General features: G+C 62.3%; 10 protein-coding genes. 7 read left to right on the forward strand and 3 right to left on the reverse strand.

The features are described from left to right. Positions 1-65 precede the first annotated feature (65 nt). The 4 genes from AC56LV_RS11390 (at position 66) to AC56LV_RS11405 (ending at position 3,978) form a co-directional block, all read left to right on the forward strand. On the forward strand, positions 66-722 hold the full coding sequence (locus tag AC56LV_RS11390; protein WP_499557694.1) for a DUF4230 domain-containing protein: 657 nt from the start codon (positions 66-68) through the stop codon (positions 720-722). Between the two features lie 128 nt (positions 723-850). Next, positions 851-1,828 (forward strand): Bug family tripartite tricarboxylate transporter substrate binding protein, encoded by a 978-nt coding sequence (locus tag AC56LV_RS11395; RefSeq protein ID WP_499503343.1) that lies wholly within the window; start codon positions 851-853, stop codon positions 1,826-1,828. Between the two features lie 152 nt (positions 1,829-1,980). Further along, on the forward strand, positions 1,981-2,949 hold the full coding sequence (locus tag AC56LV_RS11400) for an IS1595 family transposase (RefSeq protein ID WP_499557696.1): 969 nt from the start codon (positions 1,981-1,983) through the stop codon (positions 2,947-2,949). A 243-nt stretch (positions 2,950-3,192) separates the two neighbouring features. Continuing rightward, complete coding sequence (locus tag AC56LV_RS11405; protein ID WP_499557698.1) at positions 3,193-3,978, forward strand: DUF8692 domain-containing protein; 786 nt, start codon at positions 3,193-3,195, stop codon at positions 3,976-3,978. A gap of 22 nt (positions 3,979-4,000) precedes the next feature. Here AC56LV_RS11405 and AC56LV_RS11410 read toward each other — a convergent pair whose 3' ends face one another. Next, positions 4,001-4,402 (reverse strand): transposase, encoded by a 402-nt coding sequence (locus tag AC56LV_RS11410; RefSeq protein ID WP_499557700.1) that lies wholly within the window; start codon positions 4,400-4,402, stop codon positions 4,001-4,003. Positions 4,403-4,701: 299 nt separating this feature from the next. Here AC56LV_RS11410 and AC56LV_RS11415 point away from each other — a divergent pair, with 299 nt between their 5' ends. Beyond that, the gene (locus AC56LV_RS11415) at positions 4,702-5,742 is read left to right on the forward strand and encodes an SDR family oxidoreductase (protein WP_183555629.1); all 1,041 of its coding nucleotides are present in this window, start codon (positions 4,702-4,704) and stop codon (positions 5,740-5,742) included. A gap of 279 nt (positions 5,743-6,021) precedes the next feature. On the opposite strand, the gene AC56LV_RS11420 is transcribed toward AC56LV_RS11415, so the two are convergent. Next, positions 6,022-7,863 carry a DEAD/DEAH box helicase gene (locus AC56LV_RS11420; RefSeq protein ID WP_499557702.1) on the reverse strand — a complete coding sequence of 614 codons (1,842 nt, stop codon included), beginning with the start codon at positions 7,861-7,863 and terminating at the stop codon, positions 6,022-6,024. A gap of 243 nt (positions 7,864-8,106) precedes the next feature. On the opposite strand from AC56LV_RS11420, the gene AC56LV_RS11425 reads away from it, so the two are divergent. Next, the gene (locus tag AC56LV_RS11425) at positions 8,107-8,769 is read left to right on the forward strand and encodes a PRC-barrel domain-containing protein (RefSeq protein ID WP_499557704.1); all 663 of its coding nucleotides are present in this window, start codon (positions 8,107-8,109) and stop codon (positions 8,767-8,769) included. 64 nt (positions 8,770-8,833) lie between these two features. Here the strand turns inward: AC56LV_RS11425 and hrpA are convergent, their stop codons facing one another. Next, positions 8,834-12,961: an ATP-dependent RNA helicase HrpA gene (hrpA, locus tag AC56LV_RS11430; RefSeq protein WP_499557706.1), complete on the reverse strand. Its 4,128-nt coding sequence runs from the start codon at positions 12,959-12,961 to the stop codon at positions 8,834-8,836. A gap of 54 nt (positions 12,962-13,015) precedes the next feature. On the opposite strand from hrpA, the gene argA reads away from it, so the two are divergent. Next, the gene (gene argA / locus AC56LV_RS11435) at positions 13,016-14,329 is read left to right on the forward strand and encodes an amino-acid N-acetyltransferase (RefSeq protein WP_499557708.1); all 1,314 of its coding nucleotides are present in this window, start codon (positions 13,016-13,018) and stop codon (positions 14,327-14,329) included. Positions 14,330-14,363: the final 34 nt, after the last annotated feature.

The following is a 14,363-nucleotide window of genomic DNA, read 5'->3' on the forward strand; positions in this document are numbered from 1 at the left end:
ACAGCCATCCACAGGATCGGATAGACTGGCCGCCGACTCCGTCAACGCACCCGCCTCTGCCGCCCATGAAACCATCGCAACACCTGCCGATCCTGCTCGTCGCCGTCCTCGCTGCCGCCATTACCTTCGCGCTCATCAAGCGCCCGGCTGACGAAGTGCCCGCACCGCCGCCGCTGGTGTCGCTCGAGAAGATGGGGCATCTGGTGTCGCTCAAGATGAACTATTCTGACGTGATCGAATTCACGCAGCCGAATGCCGTGGACATCCCGTGGTCGCAATGGGAGGTCCGGCTTGGCAGCACGCGCGTGCTGCTGGTCGCGCGCGGCGACTGCACGCTGGCCACCGACCTGCGCCAGGCGCGCTACGAAGACATCGACAACACGGCGCGCACGCTGACGGTCGTGCTGCCAGCGCCCTCGCCGCTGCAGGCGCGCATCAACCACGAACCGCGCGACAAGGGCGGCTCGTACTTCTATGCGATCACCGACCAGGGCTTGCAGGCGTTCATTCCGTCGGCGCAGACGCGCACCACGGCGATGAACAATGTACTGGCCACGGCGCAGAAAGCGGTGCAGGCCGCGTGCAGTCAGCCAACAATACTCAATACCGCGAGGGACAACGCCGCCACCGTGATGCAGGCCACGCTGCTGGCCACCGGCTGGACGCCGACGGTCGTGTGGGAGGCAAGCACCGGGCAGGCCAAGCCCGTCACGACGCCATAATCTGTTGTAAAAATTCCCACTTAGAAACAAAAGATTACACCTGTGATGACGCAACCGGCCTGACCCTTCGTGTAAAATCGTCCGAGCAGGTTATCGGAACAAATCAACTATATAGAGGTGACAACACCATGCGCGTCTTCCCATCCAGCGGAAAAACCCTTGTCTTTGCTCTCGCGGCAACCGTTCTTTCCACCAGCGTCTTCGCCCAAACCTGGCCAAGCGACACCGTGACCGTCGTCGTGCCATGGCCGGCAGGCGGCCCGTCGGACATCGCGGCGCGCCCGCTGGCCAAAGGCTTGACGACCGCGCTGGGCAAGTCGTTCGTCATCGATAACCGCGGCGGCGGCGGCGGCAATATCGGTTCGGCAGCGGTCACCCGCGCCAAGGCCGATGGCCAGACCATGCTGATCACCTCGAGCGCACCAATCGTGATCAACCCGAGCCTGTACAAGAAAATGGCGTTCAACCCGGCGACCGACCTGATCCCGGTCACCAACCTGCTGCGCGCACCACTGGTGCTGGTTGCCCACCCATCGGTCCCGGCCAAGAACGTCAAGGAACTGCTGGCACTGATCAAGTCGAAGAACGGCCAGTTCTCGTACGCATCGGCCGGTAACGGTACCCCGCAACACCTGACCGGTGAAATCTTCCGCGGCGTGACCAAGCTCGACATGGTCCACGTTCCATACAAGGGTTCGGCGCCGGCGATTTCCGACCTGCTGGGCGGCCACATCCCGATCATGTTCGACAGCACCATCGCGATCATGCCGCACATCAAGAGCGGCAAAGTGAAACCGATCGCCGTTTCGGGCAACAAGCGCTCGCCGCTGCTGCCGGACGTACCAACCTTCGCCGAAGCCGGCCTGCCAATCGAATCGTATGCGTGGTACGGCATGTTCGTGCCAGCCAAGACGCCAAAGGCCGTGGTCGACAAGATCAACGCCGAAACGCAGAAGGTCATGAAGTCGCCTGACTTCCAGCGCGTGCTGACCGACACCGGCACCGAGTACGTGGGTGACACGCCGGAGAACTTCGCCAAGTTCGTCCAGGCTGAAACCACCAAATGGTCGAAAGTCGTGAAAGACAGCGGCGCGACCGTCGACTGATTTTCAGCGATTTGGTAGTGCCCTGAAACGGGTGACGCGGCTCTGCCGGGTCACCCTTTTTTTTGGGCGCAGTCAGCGTTAAATAGAGACTCGCTTTGAACTGACGAGCGGTCCAATGGTCCAACCCCTGTCTCCAGCGTCAGGAGTCGATCATGAAAGCGCCACGATTCAAGGGCTGGTTCGCAAAACTGCCTTCGCTGAACCAACCCCAGCGCCGGCAAGTGCTCGATGCCCTGCATCCTGCAGCCGGGCTCGGTCAGGTGGTCGCGCTCATCAGTGAGTTCAGAGCGCCAGGCCGCTGCTGCCCCAGATGCGGCAACGAGCACTGCTACCGGCACGGGTTCGCCAACGATTTGCAGCGCTACCGCTGCTGTGCCTGCGGCCGCACCTTCAACGACCTGACCGGCACGCCGCTGGCACGGCTCAGGCTCAAGGCCAAATGGCTCGCGTATTCGCAGGTGCTGCTCGATTCACTCCCCGTGCGCAAGGCGGCAGATCGGGTCGGGGTACATCGCAACACGGCCTTTCGGTGGCGCCACCGCTTCCTGCACTGGGTCAAGCTCGACCGGCCCGCAGCGCTTAACGGCATCGTCGAGGCTGACGAAACATTCCTGCTCGAATCACAAAAAGGTTCGCGCACGCTCGATCGGCCACCGCGCCACCGTGGCGGCCATGCGGTCAAACGGGGCATTTCCAGCGAACTCGATTGCATCCTGGTCGCGCGCGACCGCGAGGGGCGCACGGTCGATGCCGTCACTGGTCGCGGGGCCCTCACGGCTGCGCAACTCGAGCGTGACTTGCTGCCCAGGCTGGATCGGCAGGCGTTGCTGGTCAGTGACGGCCATCGCGCTTACCGCGCCTTCGCGCGCAAACACAGGATCGCGCACGAGACGGTCAACCTGCGCGCCGGTGTACGTGCGAGGCGACTGGGCAATCTTGCTATCCACGTGCAGAACGTCAACGCTTACCATCAGCGTTTCAAGACCTGGCTACAGGGCTTTCGCGGCGTGGCGTCGCGCTACCTGCCCAATTACCTGGGCTGGCGCTGGGCGCTGGATGGCCAGCGGATCATTTCGCCAGAACAATTGCTCCGCATTGCTATCAGCGTCATCAACAGATAATGCTGACTGCGCCTTGCGTCCGCATTGTGCTTGCCGTAGCAATCGCATTGCCCTGACAACTCGTCATGCCCCTCACCCCACCAGTGCCTTGTCTTCTCTAAAAAAATACAAAAAATATATTATTTACGATGTCTAAGTATTAATGTAATCTCCATAACATCGTTGTCATCGTCCTGTCATAAAAGTGTGCAGTTCCTGTGATTCGAACAGAAATTGCTTGGCGATCATTTTGGAGAAAACAGCATGCCCGACTTTCGCTTATCAGGCAGTCCCCGCTCGGTTGCCCACTTTCTGGGTACGATCATCATCTGTCTGCTGTGCGCTCACGCGGCAGGCCTTGTCTTGCGGCTGGGGTTCGGACACGATGTCGTCCATGGCCTGGTTCCCCTCTTCGATGTCGATGTCGAAGGCAATGTTCCAACGTTTTTCTCGGTATGCCTTGGACTGTGCAGTGCCGCCCTGTTTGCCCTGATTGCTCTGGACGCGAAAAACCGCGGTGACCGGGACGCCTTCTACTGGACCGTCCTGGCGGTCGGTTTCCTGTTCCTGTCCTACGACGAATGCTTCCAGGTACATGAAAAAATGACCGGGCCGATGCGTGCGATGTTGGGAGGCTCCGATCCGGCGAATGGCGCACAACTCGGACTGATGTATTACAGCTGGGTCGTGCCGGGCTTGATAGGTGCGTTCACGGCCTCGCTGTTCTTCCTCAAATTCATGTTGCGGTTGCCAGCCGCCACTCGCCGTCGAATGATCCTGGCGGCAGGCCTGTTCCTCAGCGGTTGCCTTGGTATGGAACTGATCAATGGCAGTGTCATGGAAAGCCAGGGTGACAGTCTGCTCTACAACGTGCTTGTCATGGCGGAGGAAGGACTCGAAATGACCGGCATGGCTACCCTGATTTATGCCATGACGAGCCATATTGCTGCAAGCTGCGACAGATTCGAGATCAATCTGCATGCCGCTGAAACGACAATGTCGCAACAAGCGGTAACGGTGCAGCAAGCGGCTCCGGTGCAGTACACCTGAGCCACTACTGTGGTGGCGGACTTCATTGCTTCGTGCCGGACTTTTTAAGTGTGTGGCGAAGCTTATAGGTGGGCCATAACCGTTCTTTATCAGTCTCGTCCAGAAAGCGGTGACGCCAGCGCAGCGCGGTATTGCTGTGCACGCCAACCTGGGCCGCCGCTGCCCTCACTGACCTGGCTTCGCGCAGCATGACAATGTAATCGAGCCACTTCTCGCGCAACCTGAGCCGCGCCAGCGGCGTGCCGGTCAGGTCGTTGAATGTACGCAGGCACTGGCGGCAGCGAAAGCGCTGGCGGTTATTGGCCTGGCCATGCCGGTTCAGTTGCCGGCAAGCGCAATGCGGGCAGCAGCGTTGCGTCGACCTGCTGTCTGCGATGAGGGCCGCGAGCCGGTCAAGGCGCCCATGCGGCTGCGGGACCGTCATCGCCCGCACCGGTCGGGGACGGTCGAGTAATGTGCGACGCGGGCCTGATTTCACGAACCTGAACGATGTCACGGCGCCCTCCCTTGTCATAACGGGAGTTCGACACCTGACTGGCTCTCGGGTTCAATCTTCATCATCGCCATGAAGACCGCCGCCTGTTTTCATTCAAGCGTCTTTGACTTCCCTCACAAGACATTGCTCCACCGCTACCGAACACCATGGCTTTTCGATAACGACTAACATCTTTATCAACGTCGTGACCGCTATCGGCACCCTGCCACCACATCCAAGGAGCAAGCATGCATTCGGAAGACAAGAAGGTCGAGAACCAGACCACGCAAGACATGGCGCCATCGCGCCGCCGGTTCGTCGGGACCGTGGCCGCCGGCGTCGCCGCCTCGGCCGCCGCCGTGCCGGCCCTGGCCCAGCAAGCTGCGGGCGGCAACCAGCCGGCCGCCGGCGCCGCGCGCGAAGCGGCCAAGCGCTATCCGCGTCCACCGTTCCCGAATCAGGATCAGCCATGGCCTGCCCTGGCCAGCAAGATGACGCCGCGCCCTGACCATGGCGAAACCACCTATCGCGGCAGTGGCCGCCTGGCCGGCCGCAAGGCGCTGATCACGGGCGGCGACTCGGGCATCGGTCGCGCTGCCGCCATCGCGTACGCGCGCGAAGGCGCGGACGTGGCGATCGGCTACCTGCCGGCCGAAGAGCCGGATGCACGTGAAGTAATGCAATTGATCCGTGACGCCGGCCGCAAGGCAGTGGCTGTGCCGGGCGATATCCGCGATGAAGCGTTCTGCAAGAAGATGGTGGAAACCGCCGTGCGCGAACTCGGTGGCCTGGACATCCTGGTCAACAATGCTGCGCGCCAGCAGAACCACGATTCGATCCTCGACATCACCAGCGAACAGTTCGACTGGACGATCAAAACCAATGTGTATGCAGTGTTCTGGATCACCAAGGCGGCGATTCCGCACATGAAGCCTGGCAGCGTGATCATCAACACGTCGTCGCAGACGGCCTACGATCCGCCGGAAAAACTGCTCGACTATGCGTCGACCAAGGCGTTCGAAGTGGCGTTCACCAAGTCGCTGGCCAAGCAGATGGCCTCGAAAGGGATTCGGGTCAATGCAGTCGCGCCGGGGCCGGTGTGGACACCGCTGCAACTGGCGGGCGGCAATTCACCAGAGGGTCGTGCGAAGTTCGGCGAAGACACGCCGATGAAGCGTCCAGGCCAGCCGGCCGAACTGGCGGCGACCTACGTCACGCTGGCGTCGGATGAATCGAGCTACACCACCGGCCATGTGTATGGCGTGGCAGGTGGTGGCGGGCAGCCGTAAGCGCCCACTAGCATATCCGCTCGGCATTGCCGGGTGGACCATCAACGCTGCGTGCTCAGCGGCGACGCAGCAGACGCACCAGCAACGATGCGAACGGACGGGTCGGGATTCGGCGGCCCAGCGGTCCCGCGTTATTGCAGCGTGAGGTGACGGTCATGATTGTTCTCCAAAGTATTGCTTTGCAGATTAACCATTGCCGCCCAGCTCTTCTGTACGCTGGTTCGCATAGTCTTACCTGCTGGCACCAGGCCGCTTCATGGCCGTGCGATTACGCAACACTTACATTGTTTCCAGCACCGTCATTGCACGTTGGAGCTTGTCTGTATGGGGTGTGATGCCATCGCAGGTCATCACCAGCTCATGCGTGGCGCGGGTCATTGCCACATACAGCAGGCGCGCTTCGTCTTCGACGATGTCTTCTTCCTTGAACTCGGCGCCAAGGCCGGGAATGCCCACCAGTGAAAACTCCAGCCCCTTGCTGCTGTGCATGGTGATCAGCTTGACGCTGTCATGGACCGGAGAATATGCCGCGCCTTTTACCTGCGGCCACTGAAACGGAATGTCACGGCGCTGCAGCACCTCGGCCAGCACTTTACCGACGCCATAACGCCGATAGATCAGCGCCATCTCGCCCCAAGGCGTGCCGGTCTTGCTGGCCGCAACGAGTTTATCGGCCAGGTATTCGGCTTCTTTCTGCAGACTTGGCAGTTGCACCAGAACCGGCTTCGGACCATGCCGGCCTGTGCTCATCGGCTGGACCGTGGGCGCTTCATCGTCCTCGGTATTGTGCGCGGTGAGCAGCTCGGCGGCAAAGGCGCGCGCCACCGCCAGGATTTCGGCCGTGTTCCGGTAATTGAGTTTCAGGATGGTGGTGCGCCCTGCCGCCTGCACGCCGACACTCGAGAACGAGAATTTGAGCTTCTTTGCCGTGTGATAAATCGACTGCGCATCGTCGTACAAGACCAGCAGCGATTTGGTTTCCGGATTGACCATCTGAACGATCAGCTTGAACCAGGCCGGTTTGAAGTCATGCCCCTCGTCGATCAGTACGGCATCGTACTGCCCCCGGGGAATCAGATCGCTGTCCACGCCCCGGATCACGCTATCGATGCACGCCTCGAAATAAGCATCCAGATCGGCTGTCTTTGCGGGCTTGTCGACGTGATAGGTGTCAAGCTGGCGCATGCACCACGCGTGGAAATTGATGGCCACGATTTTATCGCCCAGCCCCTTTTGCCCGATCATGGCGGCCAGCTTGGCCGCCAGGGTCTTGTTATAGCAAAGGATCGCGATCGGCCGCTGGCTAACCCTTGCGAGGTGCTCGGCGCGATAGCCCAGGATCAGTGTTTTGCCCGAACCCGCTACGCCGTGAATCACGCGATGCCCTTCACCCAGGCTGCGCGCCAGCTGCTCTTGCTGCAGGTCCATGACACGGATGAGGTCCGGGATTTCCGTACTGATCTGGCCATGTTCTTCGCACTGATCGGCGTGAACGCCAATACGCACCTCAGGAAACATATGCCAGCGCACACGGTCAATCTGCGGCAACGACAGCTTCATCTTGAACTTGATCGGGAACATGCCCCATAACCGCGCCTGAAACGCTTCGTCATCCACACTCTCCGTCATCTCGTCCTGGCAAATAACGAGGTGCGCCGGAAGAACCTCGCCCAACGCACCATCGTCAAATTGCTTGCGCGTGATATTGCTCAGCACGACCCCACAACCATAGGGAAAGAAAAACTTTCCTTTCAAGCTACCCGATGGCCAGATCAGCATCGGATCGCCCTCCAGCTTGTTGGTGACGGCGTAAAGATACTGGCGCGCCTGCTCCAGCGGATTCAAGACCTGTTTGGTGCCGGCATCGGTGACGATCACGGCGTGCTGCTTGTCGATACTGACCAGAGTGCCGAGGCGCCAGTCCTTCACTTCCAGCACCAGCAAGCCGCGTGCAGGATGAAACACGATGAAGTCGGGATGCTGGTTGCGCGCGCCGATGCTCACGTCATACCAGCACAGGTAGTCATCTTCGAGTTTGTCTTCCAGGCGCACGGCGAAGCGCCGTTCACCAGAGGTCATACGCGCCGTGCAGGCGCTGAGTGATGGGATGAGAGTTGCCATTAACGTATTCCTGTCGATCCATCAATGTAGCCGATCGTTTCGGGGCAAACCGGTAAAAATAGTATTTCCACAACGCATTAGTATTGTTTGTTGCATTTTGCCGTCGGCAGAGAGTGCACCCGGCCCGAAGCGCTGGCGCGCGCGCCCCAATCCAATAGCGTCCTACCATGGCGTGACAGGGCGACGGCTGGTCCAGATCGGGTTGGCCGAGGGCACTGTTCACAACGTTACATGGAGGAACATATGGGCTACGCAGATCGCGACAAATATGGCATGTACAAGGACAGCTCCATCGCAGGTCCGGGACCATCGCTGATGGGGGCTGACACCTTGATTGGCGAAAATGTTGTCAATGCCAGCGAAGAAGACCTTGGTGAGATCAAGGAAATCATGCTCGACATGCAGACCGGCCAGGTCGCTTACGCCGTGCTGGCCTTCGGCGGCTTTTTGGGTATGGGCGAAAAACTGTTCGCCGTGCCATGGCAGGCGCTGCACCTCGACACGGTCAACAAGCGTTTCGTGCTGGGCGTCGAAAAAGACCGCCTCAAATCCGCGCCCGGTTTCGACAAGGACGCGTGGCCCGATATGGCCGACACCACCTGGGCCGGCGACGTCCACGATTTCTATGGCACCGACCCGCAGCGTTCGGGCGCGCCGACCATGGGGCCGGGCGTCCCGACAACCGGCATGGGCGGTGCGGCCACCGGCAGCAGGACCTACGCTGGCGGCGCAATGGGTTCGAGCATGGGCGCAGGCTCGGCCGGTTCTGCCAGCGTTGCCGGATCAGGCAGCAGCATGAGCGACTCGTCGCTCAATCAGGGCTCGGGCGCGAGTCTCGATCCACGCGCAGGCAACCTGGGCGACGACGATGATCTGAGCCGGATCCGGGGCAGCAATATCGGGTAACTGAACGGCGACGCTGCATGGCTGGCGCCAGGCTGACAACCAAGCCGTCAACCATGCACCGTCATTACCGCTGCATCGACTCCCACACCTTCTGCAAACGCTTGGCCGACACCGGCATCGGCGTCCTCAACTCCTGCGCGAACAGCGACACCCGCAATTCTTCGAGCATCCAGCGGAACTCGATCATGCGCGGATCGTTGTTCTTCGACCCCATGTTCTTGAGCGTGCGCTGGAACTGCGCCGCTGCCGACTGCCACTCCGCCATCAGCTGAGCATCGCGCGTCGGATTGCCGCGCAGCTTCTCCAGCCGCACGTTGATCCCCTTCAGGTAGCGCGGGAAGTGCGCCAGCTGGCTGTACTCGTTGTCCGCGATGAAGCGCTTGTGCACGAGCGCCTGCAACTGCCCCATGATGTCGGCAGACACTGCCTGCGGCAGCGTTTGCACGCGCTTGGGCATGCCGTGGAATTCGGCCAGCACCTGGCCCGCAAGGCGCGCCACCTCGTTGATCAAGAGGCCAATGCGGCCCTTGCCCTGGTCGCGGCGCGCATTGAACTGCGCTGCATTGAGTGGCAGCGGATCCTGCAGGCAGGCGATGTCGATCGCCTTGGCCACGATCTGGTCGCGCAAGTCTTCCTGCGAACCCAGGCTCATGAACTGCATGCCCATGCCCTGCAGGCCCGGGATGTTCTTCTCGGCGAACTTGAGCTGCTCCTTGAACTGCAGCGCAAACAGGCGGCGCAGGCCCACACGGTGCGTGCGCGCCGCCACGTTCGGGTCGTCGAACACTTCCAGATCGCAGTGCGTGATCTTGTCGACCAGCGCCGGGAAGCCGATCAGCGTCAGCTTGCCCTGGTTGATCTCCAGGAGCTCCGGCAAGTCGCCAAAGGTCCAGGCAGTCAGCTTCGTGTGCTGGCTGCTGGTCGACGCACCCTTGGCCGAGGCCACCGCCGGCGCGGCCGGCTGGGGACCCTTGCCCTTGGCCGCCGGCGCCACGGCGGGTGCAGCAGCAGTGGAAGCCGCTGCGCCCGAACCAACTGCGCCAGGCCGCGCCAGCCGCGCGAGCGAACTGCTCGATGCCGGCGCCGACTCGGCCATCTTCTGGAAACTCTCGCGCGCCTGCCCGCCCAGTTCGGCCTGCAGCGTGGCCAGGTTACGGCCCATGTCCAGCTGGCGACTGTGCTCGTCGATCACCTTGAAGTTCATGAACATGTGCGCCGGCAGCGTCTCGATCTTGAAGTCGGCCGTCAGCACCAGCGTGCCGGTCTGCGCGCGCACGTCGGCGATCAGCACGTCGATCAGGTCCCCGCGCCCAAACGTGCCGGCCGTGTGGATGCGCTCGACGAACTTCGCCGCATAGTCCGGCAGCGGCACGCAGTGACGGCGCAGCTTTTGCGGCAGGGACTTGAGCAGCAGGTGCACCTTTTCCTTGATCATGCCCGGCACCAGCCACGCCGCGCGCTCCTGCGGAATCTGGTTCAGCGCGAACAGCGGCACGGCCAGCGTCACGCCATCGCGCACGCTGCCCGGCTCGAAGTGGTACGACAGCCCCATCTCGATGCCGGTGACGGTCATCGTCTTCGGGAACAACTCGGTGGTGATGCCGGCCGCTTCGTGCCGCATCAGTTCTTCGCGGTTCAGGTACAGCAGCTTCGGGTTCTCGCGCGCGACGTCCTTGTACCACTTCTCGAAGCCGGCGCCATTGACGATGTCGCGCGGGATCTCGCTGTCGTAGAAGGCCGCGATCAGCTGGTCGTCCACCAGAACGTCCTGGCGGCGCGACTTGTGCTCGAGGTTCTCGATGTCCTTCACCAGCTTGTGGTTGTGGATATAGAACGGCAGGCGCGTTTCGTAGTCCCCGGCGACCAGCGCGTCGCGAATGAAGATCTCGCGCGCTTCGGTTGGATTGCGCTGGCCGTAGTTGATGCGGCGCGCGCCGTAGATGACGATGCCGTGCAGCGTCGCGCGTTCGAGCGCCGTGACCTGCGCCTGCTTTTTCTCCCAGCGCGGCTCGCCCCAGGATTTCTTCAGCATGTGCGCGCCGACCTTCTCGACCCACTCCGGCTGGATCTGCGCGATCGTGCGCGCATACAGGCGCGTGGTCTCGACCAGTTCGGCCGCCATGATCCAGCGCCCTGCCTTCTTGCCCAGCGTCGAGCCGGGCCAGATGTGGAACTTGATGCCGCGTGCGCCCAGGTAGATACCGGCCTGCTCGTCCTCGGCCTTGAAGCCGATATTGCCCAGCAGGCCCGTGAGCAGCGAGATATGCAGCTGCTCGTACGTTGCCGGCGACTCGTTCAGGCGCCAGCCCTGCTCGCGCACGATGGTGAGCAACTGCGAGTGCACATCGCGCCACTCGCGCAAGCGCACCTGCGACAGGAAGTTGGCGCGGCAGTTTTCCTGCAACTGGCGATTGGTTTTCTTGTGCTCGATCGCGTCTTCGAACCAGGCCCAGATCTTCAGGTAGCTGAGGAATTCCGAGCGCTCGTCGGCGAACTTCTTGTGCTTCTCGTCCGCCTGCTGCTGGTATTCGATGGGGCGGTCGCGCGGGTCCTGCGTCGACAGGGCCGAGGCCACGATCAGCATCTCGGTCAGGCAGCCGTTGTCGAGCGCTGCGAGAATCATGCGGCCCACGCGCGGGTCGAGCGGCAGCTTGGCCAGCTTGCGGCCCAGCGGCGTCAATTCATTGGTGTCGTCGACCGCGCCAACCTCTTGCAGCAGCTGGTAGCCGTCGGCGATCGCGCGGCCTTGCGGCGCCTCGATGAACGGGAACGTCTCCACGTCCGTCAGGCGCAGCGCCTTCATGCGCAGGATGACGGCGGCCAGCGACGAGCGCAGGATTTCGGGTTCGGTAAATTTGGGACGCTTGAGGAAATCGTCTTCTTCGAACAGGCGGATGCAGACGCCATCGGCCACGCGGCCGCAACGGCCCGCGCGCTGGTTGGCGGCCGACTGCGCGATCGGCTCGACCTGCAACTGCTCGACCTTGTTCCTGAAGCTGTAGCGCTTCACGCGCGCCAGGCCCGTGTCGACCACGTAGCGGATGCCCGGCACGGTCAGCGAGGTTTCGGCCACGTTGGTCGACAACACGATGCGGCGCGCGTTGGTCGTGCGGAACACGCGATCCTGTTCTTCGACCGACAGGCGCGCAAACAGCGGCAGGATCTCGACATGCGGCGGATGGTGCTTGCGCAGCGCCTCGGCGCAATCGCGGATCTCGCGCTCGCCCGGCAGGAACACGAGCACATCACCCTGCCCCAGGCGGCACACTTCATCGACGGCATCGACCACGGCGTCCATCAGGTCGCGCTTGTCGCGCGCCGCTTGCGCTCTCGGCGCGAGGTTCGGTGCAGCATCTGAGGCCTGCGCAGGCTTGGGCGTATTGACGCCCGCGACCGGGTCACGATCGACCGCGCGATAGCGCACTTCGACCGCGTACAGACGGCCCGACACCTCGATCACCGGCGCCGGTTTCAGATCGGCCCCATCGCCCTTGCCGAAGTGGCGCGCGAAGCGCTCGGCGTCGATCGTCGCCGACGTGATGATGATCTTCAGGTCGGGCCGGCGCGGCATCAGCTGCTTCAGGTAGCCGAGCAAGAAGTCGATGTTCAGGCTGCGTTCGTGCGCCTCGTCGATGATGATCGTGTCGTAGTTGCGCAGCAGCGGATCGGTCTGCGTTTCAGCCAGGAGGATACCGTCGGTCATCAGCTTGACCGACGCGCCCTTTTGCAACGTGTCGTTGAAGCGCACCTTGAAGCCCACGTGCTCGCCCAGCGGCGTGCCCAGTTCCTGCGCGATGCGCTTGGCGGTGGACGACGCGGCGATCCGGCGCGGCTGCGTGTGGCCGATCAGGCCCTTACTGCCGCGGCCCAGCTCCAGACAGATCTTCGGCAGCTGGGTCGTCTTGCCCGAACCGGTTTCGCCCGAGACGATGACGACCTGGTTCTCCTGGATCGCCTTGGCGATTTCGGCGCGCCGGCCCGAGACCGGCAAGTCTTCGGGGAAGGTAATGGGCGGCAGCGGATTGCGCTCGCGGGGAACATCCTCGCGGGGCGGGCGCTCCTGGCGTGGCTGCCCCTCGCCACGCGCGCGGCGTGGACGTGGCTGGGCAGGTGCAGGGGCCGCACTGGCATTGGAGGTGGCGTCTACGGCGCGCGCCGGTCGTTGCGAAGGCTTGTTACTCTGTTCAGACATTGATTTTTACAAGGTTTTGGTGCGCACATCGCGCAGCGAATTATAATGCGGCAAATGGAAACTCCTACCCAATTCGTCCAGTGGCTGCGCTCGGTCGCGCCGTACATTCACGCATTCGGCGGCAAGACCTTCGTGGTCGCCTTCCCCGGCGAGCTCGTTGCCGCCGGCGCGCTACCGGTACTGGCGCAGGACTTGTCACTACTGGTTGGCCTGGGCATCCGGATCGTGCTGGTGCACGGCTCGCGTCCACAGGTGGCCGAACAGCTCGAACTGCGTAACGTCGAGGGGCGCTTTCACAACGGCGTGCGCGTCACCGACACCGCCGCCCTCGAATGCGCGAAAGAAGCCGCCGGCGAACTGCGCCTCGATATCGAAGCCGCCTTCAGCCAGGGCCTGCCCAACACGCCGATGTCCAATGCCCAGATCAGCATCGTCTCGGGCAACTTCGTCGTCGCCCGCCCGCTTGGCGTGATCGACGGCGTCGACTTCGAACTCACGGGCGTCACGCGCAAGATCGCCGCCGAAAAAATCCACCCGATCCTGCAGACCGAAGACAACCTGGTGCTGCTCTCGCCGCTGGGTTTCTCGCCCACCGGCGAAATCTTCAACCTGACGCTGGAAGACGTCGCCGCATCCGCCGCCATCGCGCTGCACGCCGACAAGCTGATCTTCATTACCGAAACGCCGATGATCGTCGACGCTGCCGGCACCGAGATCCGCGAGCTGTCGTCGCACATGGCCGAAGCCGTGCTGCAGGCGGGCTTCCTGTCCGACTCGGCCGCGTTCTACATGGAGCATGCGATCAAGGCCTGCAACGCCGGCGTCGATCGCGCCCACATCATTCCGTTCGAGATGGACGGCTCGGCGCTGCTCGAGGTATTTACGCACGATGGCGTGGGCACCATGATCAGCCACGAGAACCTCGAAAGCCTGCGTCAGGCCACAATTGAGGACGTTGGCGGAATTATCAAGCTCATCGAGCCACTTGAAGCCGACGGTACGCTGGTCTATCGCGGCCGCGAGCTGATCGAGCGCGAGATCGACCAGTTCTCGGTGATCGACCACGATGGCGTGATCTTCGGCTGCGCCGCGCTGTATCCGTTCCCCGGATCGAAGATGGGCGAGATGGCCTGCCTGACCGTGAGCCAGGACGCGCAGACGCAGGGTGACGGTGAACGCATCCTCAAGCACATGGAAAACCGCGCCCGCGCGGCCGGCCTGACCAAGCTGTTCGTGCTGACCACCCGCACGTCGCACTGGTTCAAGAAGCGCGGCTTCGTGCCGGCCACCGTGGACGACCTGCCGAAAGACCGGCAGCACATGTACAACTGGCAGCGCCGCTCACAGGTCTTGATCAAGACTTTATAATACGCGTCTTACATGACCGAATCACCGAACGAAT

This window comes from Telluria sp. RB2R28 (assembly GCF_059685835.1).

Coding starts and splice junctions, on each gene's coding strand:
- AC56LV_RS11410 (WP_499557700.1), bottom strand. CDS start 4,402: ATGACGGTCCCGCAGCCGCATGGGCGCCTTGACCGGCTCGCGGCCCTC.
- hrpA (WP_499557706.1), bottom strand. CDS start 12,961: ATGTCTGAACAGAGTAACAAGCCTTCGCAACGACCGGCGCGCGCCGTA.
- AC56LV_RS11390 (WP_499557694.1), top strand. CDS start 66: ATGAAACCATCGCAACACCTGCCGATCCTGCTCGTCGCCGTCCTCGCT.
- AC56LV_RS11415 (WP_183555629.1), top strand. CDS start 4,702: ATGCATTCGGAAGACAAGAAGGTCGAGAACCAGACCACGCAAGACATG.
- AC56LV_RS11395 (WP_499503343.1), top strand. CDS start 851: ATGCGCGTCTTCCCATCCAGCGGAAAAACCCTTGTCTTTGCTCTCGCG.
- AC56LV_RS11400 (WP_499557696.1), top strand. CDS start 1,981: ATGAAAGCGCCACGATTCAAGGGCTGGTTCGCAAAACTGCCTTCGCTG.
- argA (WP_499557708.1), top strand. CDS start 13,016: ATGGAAACTCCTACCCAATTCGTCCAGTGGCTGCGCTCGGTCGCGCCG.
- AC56LV_RS11405 (WP_499557698.1), top strand. CDS start 3,193: ATGCCCGACTTTCGCTTATCAGGCAGTCCCCGCTCGGTTGCCCACTTT.
- AC56LV_RS11425 (WP_499557704.1), top strand. CDS start 8,107: ATGGGCTACGCAGATCGCGACAAATATGGCATGTACAAGGACAGCTCC.
- AC56LV_RS11420 (WP_499557702.1), bottom strand. CDS start 7,863: ATGGCAACTCTCATCCCATCACTCAGCGCCTGCACGGCGCGTATGACC.